This window comes from Pseudomonas citronellolis (assembly GCF_001586155.1).
Taxonomy (GTDB): domain Bacteria; phylum Pseudomonadota; class Gammaproteobacteria; order Pseudomonadales; family Pseudomonadaceae; genus Pseudomonas; species Pseudomonas citronellolis.
Map to the genome: position 1 here is coordinate 6,874,516 of NZ_CP014158.1, position 12,795 is coordinate 6,887,310.

At 68.5% G+C, this 12,795-nt stretch carries 13 protein-coding genes; 8 read left to right on the top strand and 5 right to left on the bottom strand.

From position 1 onward, the window contains the following. Window positions 1-554: 554 nt before the first annotated feature. The 3 genes from PcP3B5_RS30035 to PcP3B5_RS30045 all read right to left on the bottom strand — a co-directional run bounded on the left by PcP3B5_RS30035 (window position 555) and on the right by PcP3B5_RS30045 (window position 2,854). On the bottom strand, window positions 555-1,472 hold the full coding sequence (locus tag PcP3B5_RS30035) for an AEC family transporter (protein ID WP_061563146.1): 918 nt from the start codon (window positions 1,470-1,472) through the stop codon (window positions 555-557). Window positions 1,473-1,545: 73 nt separating this feature from the next. Further along, window positions 1,546-2,157: an adenylyl-sulfate kinase gene (gene cysC, locus PcP3B5_RS30040; protein WP_061563147.1), complete on the bottom strand. Its 612-nt coding sequence runs from the start codon at window positions 2,155-2,157 to the stop codon at window positions 1,546-1,548. Then, window positions 2,150-2,854: a sulfotransferase family 2 domain-containing protein gene (locus tag PcP3B5_RS30045; protein WP_009614317.1), complete on the bottom strand. Its 705-nt coding sequence runs from the start codon at window positions 2,852-2,854 to the stop codon at window positions 2,150-2,152. The genes cysC and PcP3B5_RS30045 overlap by 8 nt, the downstream gene beginning before the upstream one ends. A gap of 546 nt (window positions 2,855-3,400) precedes the next feature. On the opposite strand from PcP3B5_RS30045, the gene PcP3B5_RS30050 reads away from it, so the two are divergent. From PcP3B5_RS30050 to PcP3B5_RS30060, 3 genes are all read left to right on the top strand, one after another. Further along, window positions 3,401-4,384 carry an ABC transporter substrate-binding protein gene (locus PcP3B5_RS30050; protein WP_061563148.1) on the top strand — a complete coding sequence of 328 codons (984 nt, stop codon included), beginning with the start codon at window positions 3,401-3,403 and terminating at the stop codon, window positions 4,382-4,384. A 93-nt stretch (window positions 4,385-4,477) separates the two neighbouring features. Further along, window positions 4,478-5,284 (top strand): ABC transporter permease, encoded by an 807-nt coding sequence (locus tag PcP3B5_RS30055; RefSeq protein WP_061563149.1) that lies wholly within the window; start codon window positions 4,478-4,480, stop codon window positions 5,282-5,284. Continuing rightward, window positions 5,272-6,105 carry an ABC transporter ATP-binding protein gene (locus PcP3B5_RS30060; protein ID WP_009614324.1) on the top strand — a complete coding sequence of 278 codons (834 nt, stop codon included), beginning with the start codon at window positions 5,272-5,274 and terminating at the stop codon, window positions 6,103-6,105. The genes PcP3B5_RS30055 and PcP3B5_RS30060 overlap by 13 nt, the downstream gene beginning before the upstream one ends. 46 nt (window positions 6,106-6,151) lie before the next feature. Here PcP3B5_RS30060 and PcP3B5_RS30065 read toward each other — a convergent pair whose 3' ends face one another. After that, window positions 6,152-6,622: a nuclear transport factor 2 family protein gene (locus tag PcP3B5_RS30065; RefSeq protein ID WP_061563150.1), complete on the bottom strand. Its 471-nt coding sequence runs from the start codon at window positions 6,620-6,622 to the stop codon at window positions 6,152-6,154. 294 nt (window positions 6,623-6,916) lie between these two features. Further along, complete coding sequence (locus PcP3B5_RS30070; protein ID WP_058487981.1) at window positions 6,917-7,909, bottom strand: GlxA family transcriptional regulator; 993 nt, start codon at window positions 7,907-7,909, stop codon at window positions 6,917-6,919. Between the two features lie 209 nt (window positions 7,910-8,118). On the opposite strand from PcP3B5_RS30070, the gene choX reads away from it, so the two are divergent. From choX to PcP3B5_RS30095, 5 genes are all read left to right on the top strand, one after another. Beyond that, complete coding sequence (gene choX, locus PcP3B5_RS30075) at window positions 8,119-9,057, top strand: choline ABC transporter substrate-binding protein (RefSeq protein ID WP_061563151.1); 939 nt, start codon at window positions 8,119-8,121, stop codon at window positions 9,055-9,057. A gap of 75 nt (window positions 9,058-9,132) precedes the next feature. Next, on the top strand, window positions 9,133-10,020 hold the full coding sequence (gene cdhC, locus PcP3B5_RS30080; RefSeq protein WP_009614330.1) for a 3-dehydrocarnitine:acetyl-CoA trimethylamine transferase CdhC: 888 nt from the start codon (window positions 9,133-9,135) through the stop codon (window positions 10,018-10,020). 69 nt (window positions 10,021-10,089) lie between these two features. Then, window positions 10,090-11,055, top strand: a complete 966-nt coding sequence (locus tag PcP3B5_RS30085) for an L-carnitine dehydrogenase (RefSeq protein WP_061563152.1) — start codon at window positions 10,090-10,092, stop codon at window positions 11,053-11,055. A gap of 226 nt (window positions 11,056-11,281) precedes the next feature. Continuing rightward, window positions 11,282-11,752 (top strand): thioesterase family protein, encoded by a 471-nt coding sequence (locus tag PcP3B5_RS30090; protein ID WP_061563153.1) that lies wholly within the window; start codon window positions 11,282-11,284, stop codon window positions 11,750-11,752. A 2-nt stretch (window positions 11,753-11,754) separates the two neighbouring features. After that, window positions 11,755-12,684, top strand: a complete 930-nt coding sequence (locus tag PcP3B5_RS30095) for an alpha/beta hydrolase (protein WP_061563154.1) — start codon at window positions 11,755-11,757, stop codon at window positions 12,682-12,684. Window positions 12,685-12,795: the final 111 nt, after the last annotated feature.

A 12,795-nucleotide genomic window follows, 5' to 3' on the forward strand; every position in this document is an offset into this window, starting at 1 on the left:
GCGCTTTTCTGTAGGAGCGAGCTTGCTCGCGAACGGTGTTTCCAGGTGGCTTCGGTGCCTGGCCTGAAGAGCGCCCTCTCCCTAACCCTCTCCCTGAAGGGAGAGGGGACCGTTCGGAGTGCTTGGGTGTTCTGGAGTCAGCCGGCAACACCGCAGGTTTCCGGCTGAAACCATTCCTCCTCTCGGCACAGACTAGCCCCCTCTCCCTGAAGGGAGAGGGGACCGTTCGGAGTGCTTGGGTGTTCTAGAGTCAGCCGGCAACACCGACGGTTTCCGACTGAAACCATCACTTCTCTCGGCACGGACTAGCCCCCTCTCCCTTCAGGGAGAGGGGGCCGTTGGGAGTGTTTGGGTGTTCTGGAGTCAGCCGGCAACACCGCAGGTTTCCGGCTGAAACCATTACTCCTCTCGGCACGGACAAGCCCCCTCTCCCTTCAGGGCGGGGCGCGCAGCCGAGGGCTGGGGAGAGGGTTGCGGAGTCAAACTGCAACACCGAGGCCACCGGGAAACGCTGTTCGCGAGCAAGCTCGCTCCTACGAAAAGCCCCCATAGCCTCACCCCGCCAGCGCCTGCACCACTCCCATCACCAGCAACAGGCTCCCCCCCGCCAACAGCGTCTGCAGCGTGATGATCCCCGCCATCAGGTGGCTGTCCCCACCCAACTGCCGCGTCAGCACATAGGCCGTGGGCGCCGTCGGCAAGGCGAAGAACAGCACGAACACCGCCGACTCCAGCGGCGCCAGGCCCAGCAAATGAGCACAGGCGAAGGCCAGCGCGGGCATCGCCAGCAGGCGCGTGGCGCAGCTGCCCAGCAGCACCGGCAGTTCCGCGCGCAGTTCCTTCGGTTGCAGCGCGGCGCCCACGCAGAGCAGGCCCAGCGGCAGGCTGGCCACCGCCAGCAGGTCGAACAGCCGGGCGCTGCCGCCGCCCAGTTCCAGGCCGGCAAGGTTGACCAGGGCGCCGGCGGCGCAGGCGAGGATCAGCGGGTTCTTCAGAATCGGCAGCAGCAGCGCGCGGGCGCTGATGCCGCGTTCGGCGGTCAGCGCCCAGACCGACATCAGGTTCACCGTCGGCACCATCAGCGCCAGCATCAGCGCCGCCAGGGTCAGGCCTTCCTTGCCGTACAGGCTGCCCACCGCGGCCAGGCCCAGGTAGGTGTTGAAGCGCAGCACGCCCTGGGCGATGGCGCCGAAGCGCGCCGCGCCCCAGGCGCGCAGGCGCCGGCTGGCCAGCAGCGCCAGCCAGGCGCCGCCCAGGCCCAGGGCCACCGCCAGGGCCAGGCGGCCCAGCCCCGGATCGCGCAGCGGCGCCTTGGCCAGGCTGGCGAACAGCAGCGCGGGGAACAGGATGAAGTAGTTCAGGCGTTCGGCCGCCGGCCAGAAGGCCTCGCCGGGGAAGCCGCGGCGGCGCAGCAGGTAGCCGCCGACGATGAGCGCGAAGAGCGGCCAGAGGGCCTCGAAGAGAACGGACACGGATACCCCGCGGCGGTGGTTGGGCGCCCATCTTGCCCAGCCGCGCGCGGCGACGGCAAGCCGGGCCCGGAACTCAGGCCGGACCGGGGCGGCAGCGCTGCAGGACCAGCCCGAGAAGCCTACGGCAGGCCTCGTCGGTGGAGGTGTCGGTGGCGTCCACTTCGAAGTCGGCGTCCAGCGGCGGCTCGTAGGGGCTGTCGATGCCGGTGAAGTTGCGCAGGCGGCCTTCCCGGGCGGCCTTGTACAGGCCCTTGGGGTCGCGCTCGGCGCAGGTCCGCAACGGCGTGCTGAGATACACGCTGAGGAACTCGTCGGCCGGGAACAGCGCGCGGGCGGCATCACGCTCGGCGCGGAACGGCGAGATGGCGGCGACTATCACCACCAGCCCGGCCTCGGTCATCAGCCGCGCGGCCTGGGCCAGGCGGCGGATGTTCTCGCGGCGGCCCTCGGGGCTCATGTCCAGGTCGCTGCACAGGCCGCCGCGGACCTGGTCGCCATCGAGCAGGAAGCTGTGCACGCGCTCGCGGTGCAGGGCCAGCTCCAGGGCGTTGGCCAGGCTCGACTTGCCCGAGCCGGACAGGCCGGTCAGCCAGATGCAGCAGGGGCGCTGGCCCTTGAGCGCGGCGCGGGCTTCGCGGCGCACGCTGCCGGTGACGGGGAACAGGGGTACTTTGAGGTCACTCATAGCCAAGCAGTTGGTAGTCGCGTTGATAGGCGCGGCGCACCAGGCGCCGCGTGCGAGTGCTGCAGAAGTCCCGGGCCGGGCCGGCCTGGCGCTGCCGCGAGGCGTTCAGGTGGGGCAGCTGGCCGCTGATGCCCAGGTGCTCGCACAGCGTCTGGAAGTCCGCTTCCAGGTTCTCCTGGCGGCCGATGAAGTCCAGCCCCAGGTGGCCGAGGGAATCGCAGAGGAAGGCCACCTGCGGCACGAAATGCAGCTGGCGCTGGAGGTTGTCCGGGTGCAGCCAGCGGTCGACGAAGTCGTCGAAGTCGCGGAACTGGCAGACCAGCTGGTGCGCCGCCCGGTCGCGCTGCGGCAGCTGGTTGCCGCGCAGGTAGGCATAGGCCGAGTAGGCGCGCTCCAGCGGGTCGCGGACGAAGCTGAACTTGAAGCTTTCGGCGTATTCGCCGGGGAACTGCTGCTCGTACCAGTACAGCGGCAGGTGGCCGGGGCGCCCGCCGTCGAACAGCGCCGCGCAGAGGCTGCTGCCGGCGCACTTGGGCACGTGCACGAACAGGCAGCGGCGCTCGCGGAAATAGGCGGGGAAATGGGCGTTGCCGGACATCGCCTTGTTGACGATCTGGCGTTCCTGCACCGGCAGGCGGCTGAGCAGGAAGTTGCGCTGGACCTTGGGCAGCAGCTTCCAGAAGTAGCGTTGCAGCATGGGGACTCTCGAACGCCGGAGGGTCGCTCCGGTGGTTTTCCTTGGACGGCGGGAGGGCCCCGGCCTTAAGGAAACCTTAACAGGCCCGTGTCTGGCGATTATTCCGTGTTGGTCAAGAAGGTAAGGTTTCCGATACACGGCGACATGGGCCTTGTGGCTTGCAGGTCCATCCGGGGCGATTTCCGACGGCCGGGGGAGTCTATTCCCGGCCCGGCGCGGCGCCCACGGCGAAAAGGATGCACAAAGCGTAGGAAATCCCTGAGGAAGTGACTGGCAGCCCGCCGTCGGTCGAGGCGCCACGAACGCGGCAAGCCCGGGCCCCGGCGGCGAAAGGCAGCTTTTTCTTATGTCGCAACGACATATTTAATAATTTTCCGAGCCTCCCGCTTCCGCCACCATCCGCCCTGTCACGTGCCGCCCGCCTTTCGGGTCCAGGGGCCACAGAGCCCATCGCCGCGCACGTTCCGCTTCGCTGTGAAACCTCCGGCCATCTGGCCACTGCCGCAGTTATCCAATAACAAGCCCAACAGGCTGTGGGAGTGCTTCATGAACAAGTCCTTGCTTGCGCGTTTCACCCGTCCCCTCGCCCTCGCCGGGCTGTTCGCCGGCGCCGCCGCGACGGCCCAGGCCGGCACCCTGTCCATCGGCCATACCACCTGGGTCGGCTACGGCACCCTGTACCTGGCCCGCGACCTGGGCTACTTCAAGGAGCAGGGCCTGGACCTGCAGCTCACCCCCATCGAGGAAGCGGCGATGTACATGGCCGCCCAGGCCTCCGGGAAACTCTCCGGCTCCGCCTCGACCATCGACGAAATCCTCAAGTACCGCCCGCAGTTCTGCTTCAAGGCCGTGGCCGCGCTGGACGACAGCCATGGCGGCGACGGCGTGCTGGTGGGCAAGGACGTCACCAGCCTGGCCCAGCTCAAGGGCCAGGAAGTGGCGGTCAACGAAGGCTCGGTGTCGCAGTTCTGGCTGTCATACCTGCTGAAGAACGCCGGCATGAGCATGAGCGACATCAAGGTGCAGAACATGACCGCCGACGATGCCGCCACCGCCTTCATCGCCGGGCGCATCCCCGCCGCGGTGACCTGGGAGCCGCACCTGTCGATGGTGCGCCAGAAGCAGCAGGGCAAGGTGCTGGTGGACAGCACCAGCACCCCCGGGGTGATCGTCGACGTGGTGGCGCTGAACTGCGACGTCATCGACAAGCAGCCCGACGACGTCAAGGCCCTGGTCAAGGGCCTGTACAAGGCCGTGCAGTACACCCAGGAGCACCCGCAGGAGGCCTACGCCATCATGGCCAAGGGCGTCGGCGGCTACCTGTCCGACCCCAAGGACCTGGCCGAGGCGGCCAAGGGCGTGCGCTTCTATGACCAGGCCATGAGCGAGAAGCTCCTCGGCGCCCCCGGCAAGGCCGGCGACATCAAGGACATCATCGGCCTGGCCAACGAGACCTGGACGCAGCTGCAGGGCAAGACCTTCCAGGTCAGCTACGACGACCTGGTGGACACCCGCTTCGTCGTCCAGTGAACCCGGCGGGCCGCGCGCCCGCCCCTTCCCATCCTTCGTTCCACGAACATCCTGGCGGAAGGCTTGCGGCCGTCCGCATGGAGGTAATCCGCGATGTCACGTCCGAATAAATCCTGGCTCAGCCGCTGCCTGACGCCCAAGGTCGAGCTGCCGGTGCGCCTGGTGTGGTCCGCCAGCGCCCTGTGCTGGCTGCTGGTGTTCGGCCTCTGGGCCCTGCTCTCCTACGGCGGCGTGGTGCCGGCGATGTTCCTGCCCAGCCCCGGCGCGGTGCTCGACGCCGCCGTGCGCCTGGGCCGCGACGGCACCCTGGGCACCCACGTGCTGGCCAGCGTCGAGGTGGTGATGATCGGCTTCCTGGTCTCGTCCCTGGTGGCCGTGCCCCTGGGCCTGCTGATGGGCAGCTTCCGCATCGTCCAGGCCTTCCTCGAACCGCTGGTGAACTTCATCCGCTACCTGCCGGTGACCTCCTTCGTGCCGCTGTTCATCCTGTGGATCGGCATCGGCATCGAACAGCGTGTCACGGTGATCATCTTCGGCGTGTTCTTCCAGCAGCTGGTGATGATCGCCGACGTCTCCCGCGGCGTCGCCAAGGACCTGGTCAACGCCTCCTACACCCTGGGCTGCACGCGCCGCGACGTGGTGCTGCACGTGCTCGGCCCGGCCTCGCTGCCCGGCGTGCTGGACACCCTGCGGGTGACCATGGGCTGGGCCTGGACCTACCTGGTGGTGGCCGAGCTGGTCGCCGCCTCCAGCGGCCTGGGCTACATCAGCCTCAAGGCCATGCGCGGCTTCCAGGTGGACGTGATCTTCCTGGCCATCGCCATCATCGGCCTGCTCGGGCTGATCACCGACCAACTCTTCCGCATCCTCCGACTGAAGGTGGCCTCATGGGCGCAGTAGCAGCCATGCAACGCAACGACGCGGCACCGGCCGCACAAGGAGCGCAGCCGGCGCGGCTGCGCGTGGACCAGGTCAGCCTGCGCTACCGCACCCCCGAGGGCGGCACCTTCGCCGCGCTGGAGAAGGTCTCCTTCGAGGTGCCGGACCAGCAGTTCGCGGTGATCGTCGGCCCCTCCGGCTGCGGCAAGTCGAGCCTGCTGTACCTCACCGCCGGGCTTTCCGAGCCCACCGAGGGCGACATCTACGTCGGCGGCCAGCGCGTCGACGGCCCCGGCGCCGACCGCGGCATGGTGTTCCAGAGCTACACCCTGTTCCCCTGGCTGACCGTGCGCGAGAACGTCGAGTTCGGCTTGAAGCGCCGCGGCCTGCCGGCCGCCGAGCGCAAGGAGATCGTCGACTACTACCTCAACGAGGTGGGCCTGGCCAACTTCGCCGGCAACTACCCCAAGCAGCTCTCCGGCGGCATGATGCAGCGCGTGGCCATCGCCCGCGCGCTGGCCAACGACCCGCAGATCCTGCTGATGGACGAGCCCTTCGGCGCCCTCGACAGCCAGACGCGCATGCAGATGCAGAAGCTGCTGCTGCGCGTGTGGGACCACAGCAAGAAGACCGTGGTGTTCGTCACCCACGACATCGACGAAGCCATCCTGCTGGGCGACCGCGTCTACGTCATGGGCGCCCGCCCGGGGCGCATCAAGCGCATCCTCGACGTGCCCATCGAGCGCCCGCGCTCGCTGGACATGGTGATGGACCGCCCGTTCATCGAGATGAAGCGCGAAATCCTCGGGCTGCTCCACGACGACCTGGAAGAGGCGCACTGAAAGCCCACCGCGGGGGCGGGGCGCCCGCCTCGCTCCCGCGGCCGGCTCAGAGTCCGAGATCGCTCAGCGACGGGTGATCGTCCGGGCGCCGGCCCAGGGGCCAGCGGAACAGGCGCTCGTCCTCGGTTATGGGCAGGTCGTTGATGCTGGCGTGGCGCTCGACCATCAGGCCCTGCTCGTCGAAGGCCCAGTTCTCGTTGCCGTAGGAACGGAACCAGTTGCCCGAGTCGTCGTGCCACTCGTAGGCGAAGCGCACGGCGATGCGCTCGCCGGTGAAGGCCCAGAGTTCCTTGATCAGCCGGTAGTCCAGTTCGCGGCGCCACTTGCCGGTGAGAAATTCGACGATCTGCAGGCGGCCGCGGATGAAAGTGGAGCGGTTGCGCCAGGTGCTGTCCGGGCTGTAGGCCAGGGACACGCGCTGTGGGTCGCGGCTGTTCCAGCCATCCTCGGCGGCGCGCACCTTCTGGATGGCGGTCTCGCGGGTGAAGGGCGGCAGGGGTGGGCGGGCTTCGCTCATGATGGGGGCTCCTGGGGTGAGGGTTCTGGTCATGGTGCGCCTGGGGTGGGTTTGGAGGAATGACAGGCATCCCACGGATGTTGCCAAGGCGCCGAACGGCTTTTCGTAGGAGCTCGCGAACGGTGCTCACCTGGGGCTTCGGTGCTCGTCCTGGAGAGCGCCCTCTCCCTAACCCTCTCCCTGAAGGGAGAGGGGACCGTTCGGAGTGCTTGGGTATTTCGGCGTTAGCCGGCTGGCACCGTAATTTCCGGCTGAAACCATTCCTCCTCTCGGCACGGACTGCCCCCTCTCCCTTCAGGGAGAGGGCTGGGGAGAGGGGCTCTTGGAAACACTCACCGAAGCCCCACCCGCAAACACCCCCCGATCCTCCCGCGGACAAACCCCGAACCTGGCCCGATAACTGCGCGACAGATACGACGGCGACTCGAACCCACACGCCAACCCCACCTCCAGCACGCTCATCTCCGTCTGCCGCAGCAACTGCCGGGCCTTGTCCAGGCGCAAGCCGAGGTAGAAGTTCGACGGCGTATCGTTCAGGTGCAGGCGGAACAGGCGCTCCAGCTGGCGGCGGGTGACCTGGATGCGCTCGGCCAGGTCCAGGGTGGAGAGCGGCGGCTCGGTGTGCCTTTCCATCTCGCCCAGCACCTGGATCAGCTTCTTGTTGGTCACCCCGTAGCGCGTCGCCAGTTGCAGGCGCTGGTGATCCTGGCGGGTGCGGATGCGCCCGACCACGAACTGCTCGGAAACCTGCACCGCCAGCTCCGGGCCCTGGGCGCGGGCGATCAGGTCGAGCATCAGGTCGATGGACGCCGTGCCGCCGGCGGAGGTGATGCGCGAGCCGTCGATCTCGAACAGCTCCTGGGTCGCCTGCAGCTGTGGATAAGTCTCCCGGAAGGCGTCCAGCGCCTCCCAGTGCAGCGTGCAGCGATGGCGGTCGAGCAGCCCGGCCTCGGCGAGGACGAAGCTGCCGGTGTCGATGCCGCCGAGGGTCACGCCCTCGCGGTCGAGGCGGCGCAGCCAGTGCAGCAGCGCCGGGGTGCAGGCCTGCAGCGGGTCGAAGCCGGCCACCACGAACAGCGTGTCGCCGCGGCCCAGGGCCTGCAGGGCGCCGTCGGCGTTCATCGACATGCCGCTGCTGGCCAGCACCGGGCCGCCGTCGACGCTCAGCAGGTGCCAGCGGTAAAGCCCGCCGCGGAAGCGGTTGGCGACGCGCAGCGGCTCCACGGCGGAGATGAACCCCATCAGGGAAAAACCGGGCAGCAGGAGGAACCAGAAGTCGTTCGACATGGCCTCATCCAGGTGATTCGGGCGGCGATCCACCGGTATGGAACATTTGTCCGGCCCTGGCAATGGCCGAGGTCGCCAGCGTGCAAGTGCAGGTCGCCGGAGTGCGATTCTCCGTCGCGGGCCGTGCGTAATTTGAACACCAGCCACCGCCGCGCGGGGCCATGACACAACAACGATAACCATTGCCGCAAAGGCCTTGAGGAGAAGTCATGAAGCTATCGATCAAAGCGGGCGCCTGCGCCGCGCTGTTCACCCTGGTCAGCAGCGCCTGGGCCGCCGAGCCGGCGTCGTGCCAGAACGTGCGCATGGGCTCGGTGAACTGGACCGACGTGGTGGCCAGCAGCGCCGTGGCCGAGGCTCTGCTCGACGGCCTGGGCTACAAGGTCAAGCAGACCAGCGCCTCGCAGCAGATCATCCTGGCCGGCATGGCCGACAAGCAGCTCGACGTCTTCCTCGGCTACTGGCAGCCGACCATGCAGCCGGTGGCCAAGCCCTACCTGGACAAGCAGCAGATCGAAGTCATCACCCCGGCCACCCTGGGCGACGCGCAGTCCACCTACGCGGTGCCCACCTACGTCTACGACGGCGGCCTGAAGACCTTCGCCGACATCGCCAAGTTCCGCGACAAGCTGGACAACAAGATCTACCTGATCGAGCCGGGCAGCGGCTCCAACCGCATCACCGCGGACATGATCGCCAAGGACAAGTTCGGCCTGAAGGGCTTCCAGGTCGTCGAATCCAGCGAGGCCGGCATGCTCACCGCGGTCAAGCGCGCCATCAAGCGCCAGCAGTGGGTGGTGTTCTTCGGCTGGAAACCGCACCCGATGAACCTGCAGATCGACATGAAATACCTCACCGGCAGCGACGACGTGTTCGGCCCCAACGAAGGCGCCGCCACCGTCTCCATCATGACCGCCGCCGGCTACCAGGCGCAGTGCGGCAACGTCGCCAAGCTGCTGCACAACCTGCGCTTCAGCAGCCAGGAAGTCAGCCAGGTGATGGAACCCATCCTCGACCGCAGCCAGCCGCTGGACGCCGCCCGCGCCTGGCTCAAGGCCCATCCCGACCAGCTCAAGGCCTGGCTCGACGGGGTGACCACCTTCGACGGCAAGCCGGCCGAGCCCGCCTTCGTCGCCAGCCTGAAGTAAGCCAATAACGCCCCACCCTTGCGCGGCCCGCCCGCCGCGCAGGGACTCCGCATGCCTGAAGAAAGGACAGCCACCGTGAACCATGAAGTCATAGTCACCTGCGCGGTGACCGGCGCCGGCGACACCGTCGGCAAGCACCCGGCCATCCCCGTCACCCCCAAGGAAATCGCCGCCGCCGCCATCGAGGCGGCCAAGGCCGGCGCCACCGTGGCCCACTGCCACGTGCGCGACCCGCAGACCGGCAAGCCCAGCCGCGACGTGAACCTCTACCGCGAAGTGGTGGAGCGCATCCGCGAGAGCGACACCGACGTCATCATCAACCTCACCGCCGGCATGGGCGGCGACCTGGAGATCGGCAAGGGCGAGCAGCCCCTGGAATTCGGCGCCGGCACCGACCTGGTCGGCCCGCTGGAGCGCCTGGCCCACGTCGAGGCGCTGCTGCCGGAAATCTGCACCCTGGACTGCGGCACCCTGAACTTCGGCGACGGCGACTTCATCTACGTCTCCACCCCGGCCCAGCTGCGCGCCGGCGCCAAGCGCATCACCGAGCTGGGGGTGAAGGCCGAGCTGGAAATCTTCGACACCGGCCACCTGTGGTTCGCCAAACAGATGCTCAAGGAAGGCCTGCTGGAAGACCCGCTGATCCAGATCTGCCTGGGCATCCCCTGGGGCGCGCCGGCCGACACCACCACCATGAAGGCCATGGCCGACAACATCCCCGAGGGCCTCACCTGGGCCGGCTTCGGCATCGGCCGCTCGCAGATGCCCATGGTCGCCCAGGCCATGCTGCTGGGCGGCAACGTGCGGGTGGGCCTGGAAGACAACATCTGGCTGGACCGCGGCGTGCACGCCAGCAACGGCAGCCTGGTGGAGCGCGCCATCGAGATCATCGAACGCCTCGGCGGCCGCGCCCTGACCCCGGCCGAGGGGCGCAAGAAGATGAACCTCAAGCCCCGCCCCTGACACCCGCTTTTCGTAGGAGCGAGCTTGCTCGCGCCTACAGGCCATCCCCCTTTCCCGCTGGAGCCCTTCATGTCCTACATCACCGAAATCAAGACCTTCGCCGCCCTCGGCAGCGGCGTCATCGGCAGCGGCTGGATCGCCCGCGCCCTGGCCCATGGCCTCGACGTGGTCGCCTGGGACCCGGCGCCGGGCGCCGAGGCCACCCTGCGCCAGCGCGTGGCCAACGCCTGGCCGGCGCTGCAGAAGGCCGGGCTGGTGCCCGGCGCATCCCAGGAACGCCTGAAGTTCGTCGACACCATCGAGGAATGCGTGCGCGACGCCGACTTCATCCAGGAAAGCGCCCCCGAGCGCCTGGACCTGAAGTGCGAGCTGCACGCCAGGATCAGCGCCGCCGCCAAGCCCGACGCGCTGATCGGCTCCAGCACCTCGGGCCTGCTGCCCAGCGAGTTCTACGCCGACGCCACGCACCCCGGGCGCTGCGTGGTCGGCCACCCGTTCAACCCGGTGTACCTGCTGCCGCTGGTGGAAGTGGTGGGCGGGCAGAAGACCGACCCGGCGGCCATCCAGGCGGCCATCGCGGTCTACCGCAGCCTGGGCATGCGCCCGCTGCACGTGCGCAAGGAAGTCCCCGGCTTCATCGCCGACCGCCTGCTCGAAGCGCTCTGGCGCGAGGCCCTGCACCTGGTCAACGACGGCGTCGCCAGCACCGGCGAGATCGACGACGCCATCCGCTTCGGCGCCGGCCTGCGCTGGTCGTTCATGGGCACCTTCCTGACCTACACCCTGGCCGGCGGCAACGCCGGGATGCGCCACTTCATGGCGCAGTTCGGCCCGGCCCTGCAACTGCCCTGGACCTACCTGCCGGCGCCGGAACTGACCGAATCGCTGATCGACAAGGTGGTCGAAGGTACCAGCGAACAGCAGGGCAACCGCAGCATCGCCGAGCTGGAACGCTACCGCGACGACTGCCTGCTGGCGGTGCTCGGCGCCATCAAGGACACCAAGGCCCGCCACGGCTTCGCCTTCGTCGACTAAGAACCTGCCAGGATTTGCTGCGCGTCGGCATAACTGCGTTAAAAACAGGCGGTGACTGCTCATTTACGGCAAGTAAACTCCGCGTCCCCGCCTGTTTTTGCCTTGTTCTGCTCCAGCTCGCGAAATCCTGATCAGGTTCTACCCTGTCTATCCGCCCACTCCGAACCGCCCCCTCTCCCGCTTGCGGGAGAGGGCTGGGGAGAGGGGCTCTTTCGGAAGCGCACCCATGCCCACCCTGAAAACCTACGAAACCCCGGTACTGGCCGAGTGGACCGACTACAACGGCCACCTGCGCGACGCCTACTACCTGCTGATCTTCAGCTACGCCACCGACGCCCTGATGGACCACCTGGGCCTGGACAGCGCCGGCCGCGAGGCCAGCGGCCACTCGCTGTTCACCCTGGAGGCGCACCTGAACTACCTGCACGAAGTGAAGCAGGGCGAGCCGGTGGAAGTGCGCACCCAACTGCTGGCCCACGACCGCAAGCGCCTGCACGTGCACCACACGCTGCACCGCCCCGGCGAGGACGAACCGCTGGCGGCCAGCGAACAGATGCTGCTGCACGTGAGCCTGGACGGCCCGCGCTCGGCGCCCTTCGAGGGCATGGTGCTGGAGCGCGTGCTGGCCCTGGCCGAGGCGCACCGCGACCTGCCGCGGCCGGCGCACGTCGGCCGGGTGATCGGCCTGCCGGGCTGAGCATGGCGCGCGAGTACCCGCTGTCCGCCGGCATGGCGGACTTCGTCGCGCGCACCCGCGCCTTCGCCAGCGCCGATCCGTCCCTGGCGGCGCAGCGCAAGGCCTACTCGCGCCTGGCCGCCGCCTTCACCCCGCCGCGCCCACCGGGCCTGCGGGTGAGCGACCTGGCCCTGGCCGGCCTGCCGCCGCTGCGCCTGTTCCGCCCGGCGGGCACACCGCCGGCAACGGGCTGGGCGGCGCTGCTGTTCCTACACGGCGGCGGCTGGATGCTCGGCGACCTCGACTCCCACGCCTTCTTCTGCGCCGAACTGGCCGCCCGCCTGGGCCTGCTGGTGGTAGCTGTGGACTACCGGCTGGCCCCGGAACACCCCTTCCCCGCCGCCCTGCAGGACAGCCTGGCAGCCTGGCGCGCCCTGCGCGACGGCGCGCTGGACGAACCCCTCGACCGCACCCGCCTGGCAGTGGCCGGCGACAGCGCCGGCGGCAACCTGGCCGCCGCCCTGTGCCTGGCCCTGCGCGATGCGGGCGAGGCGCAGCCGCGGGTTCAGGCGCTGGTCTATCCGACGCTGGGTGACGAGGCGACGGATTCGCGAGTCGAGTGTGCGGATGCGCCGTTGTTGTCCGCGGCTGACATGCGGGCGTGCATCGATGCCTATTTGCCTGATCCATTGCAACGGCATCGGCCTCTCGCCTTGCCTTTGCGGGCCCATGATTTCGCTGGGTTGGCACCGGCGTTCGTGGGTGTGGCCGAGTTCGATCCGTTGCGGGATGACGGGCGGCGCTATGCCGAGCGGCTGCGCAAGGATGGGGTGGAGGTGGACTATTTTCCCGGCCCGGGGTTGGTCCACGGCTGCCTGCGGGCGCGGGAGCTGCCGGAGGTGGACAGGTTGTACGAGGCACTGTTCGAGGCGCTGGCCCGGCGTCTGGATTGAGCGCAGGCGGTTTTTCCGCTTTTCGTAGGAGCGAGCTTGCTCGCGAACGGAGTTCTGCCGGTCAGGTTCGGTGCAGATCCTGAAGAACGCCCTCTCCCTAACCCTCTCCCT

Excerpts from the sequence above, each read along its gene's own strand:
- PcP3B5_RS30065 (WP_061563150.1), bottom strand. The coding sequence starts at position 6,622 with ATGAGCGAAGCCCGCCCACCCCTGCCGCCCTTCACCCGCGAGACCGCC.
- PcP3B5_RS30090 (WP_061563153.1), top strand. The coding sequence starts at position 11,282 with ATGCCCACCCTGAAAACCTACGAAACCCCGGTACTGGCCGAGTGGACC.
- PcP3B5_RS30055 (WP_061563149.1), top strand. The coding sequence starts at position 4,478 with ATGTCACGTCCGAATAAATCCTGGCTCAGCCGCTGCCTGACGCCCAAG.
- choX (WP_061563151.1), top strand. The coding sequence starts at position 8,119 with ATGAAGCTATCGATCAAAGCGGGCGCCTGCGCCGCGCTGTTCACCCTG.
- PcP3B5_RS30085 (WP_061563152.1), top strand. The coding sequence starts at position 10,090 with ATGTCCTACATCACCGAAATCAAGACCTTCGCCGCCCTCGGCAGCGGC.
- PcP3B5_RS30070 (WP_058487981.1), bottom strand. The coding sequence starts at position 7,909 with ATGTCGAACGACTTCTGGTTCCTCCTGCTGCCCGGTTTTTCCCTGATG.
- PcP3B5_RS30050 (WP_061563148.1), top strand. The coding sequence starts at position 3,401 with ATGAACAAGTCCTTGCTTGCGCGTTTCACCCGTCCCCTCGCCCTCGCC.
- PcP3B5_RS30095 (WP_061563154.1), top strand. The coding sequence starts at position 11,755 with ATGGCGCGCGAGTACCCGCTGTCCGCCGGCATGGCGGACTTCGTCGCG.
- cysC (WP_061563147.1), bottom strand. The coding sequence starts at position 2,157 with ATGAGTGACCTCAAAGTACCCCTGTTCCCCGTCACCGGCAGCGTGCGC.
- PcP3B5_RS30045 (WP_009614317.1), bottom strand. The coding sequence starts at position 2,854 with ATGCTGCAACGCTACTTCTGGAAGCTGCTGCCCAAGGTCCAGCGCAAC.
- PcP3B5_RS30060 (WP_009614324.1), top strand. The coding sequence starts at position 5,272 with ATGGGCGCAGTAGCAGCCATGCAACGCAACGACGCGGCACCGGCCGCA.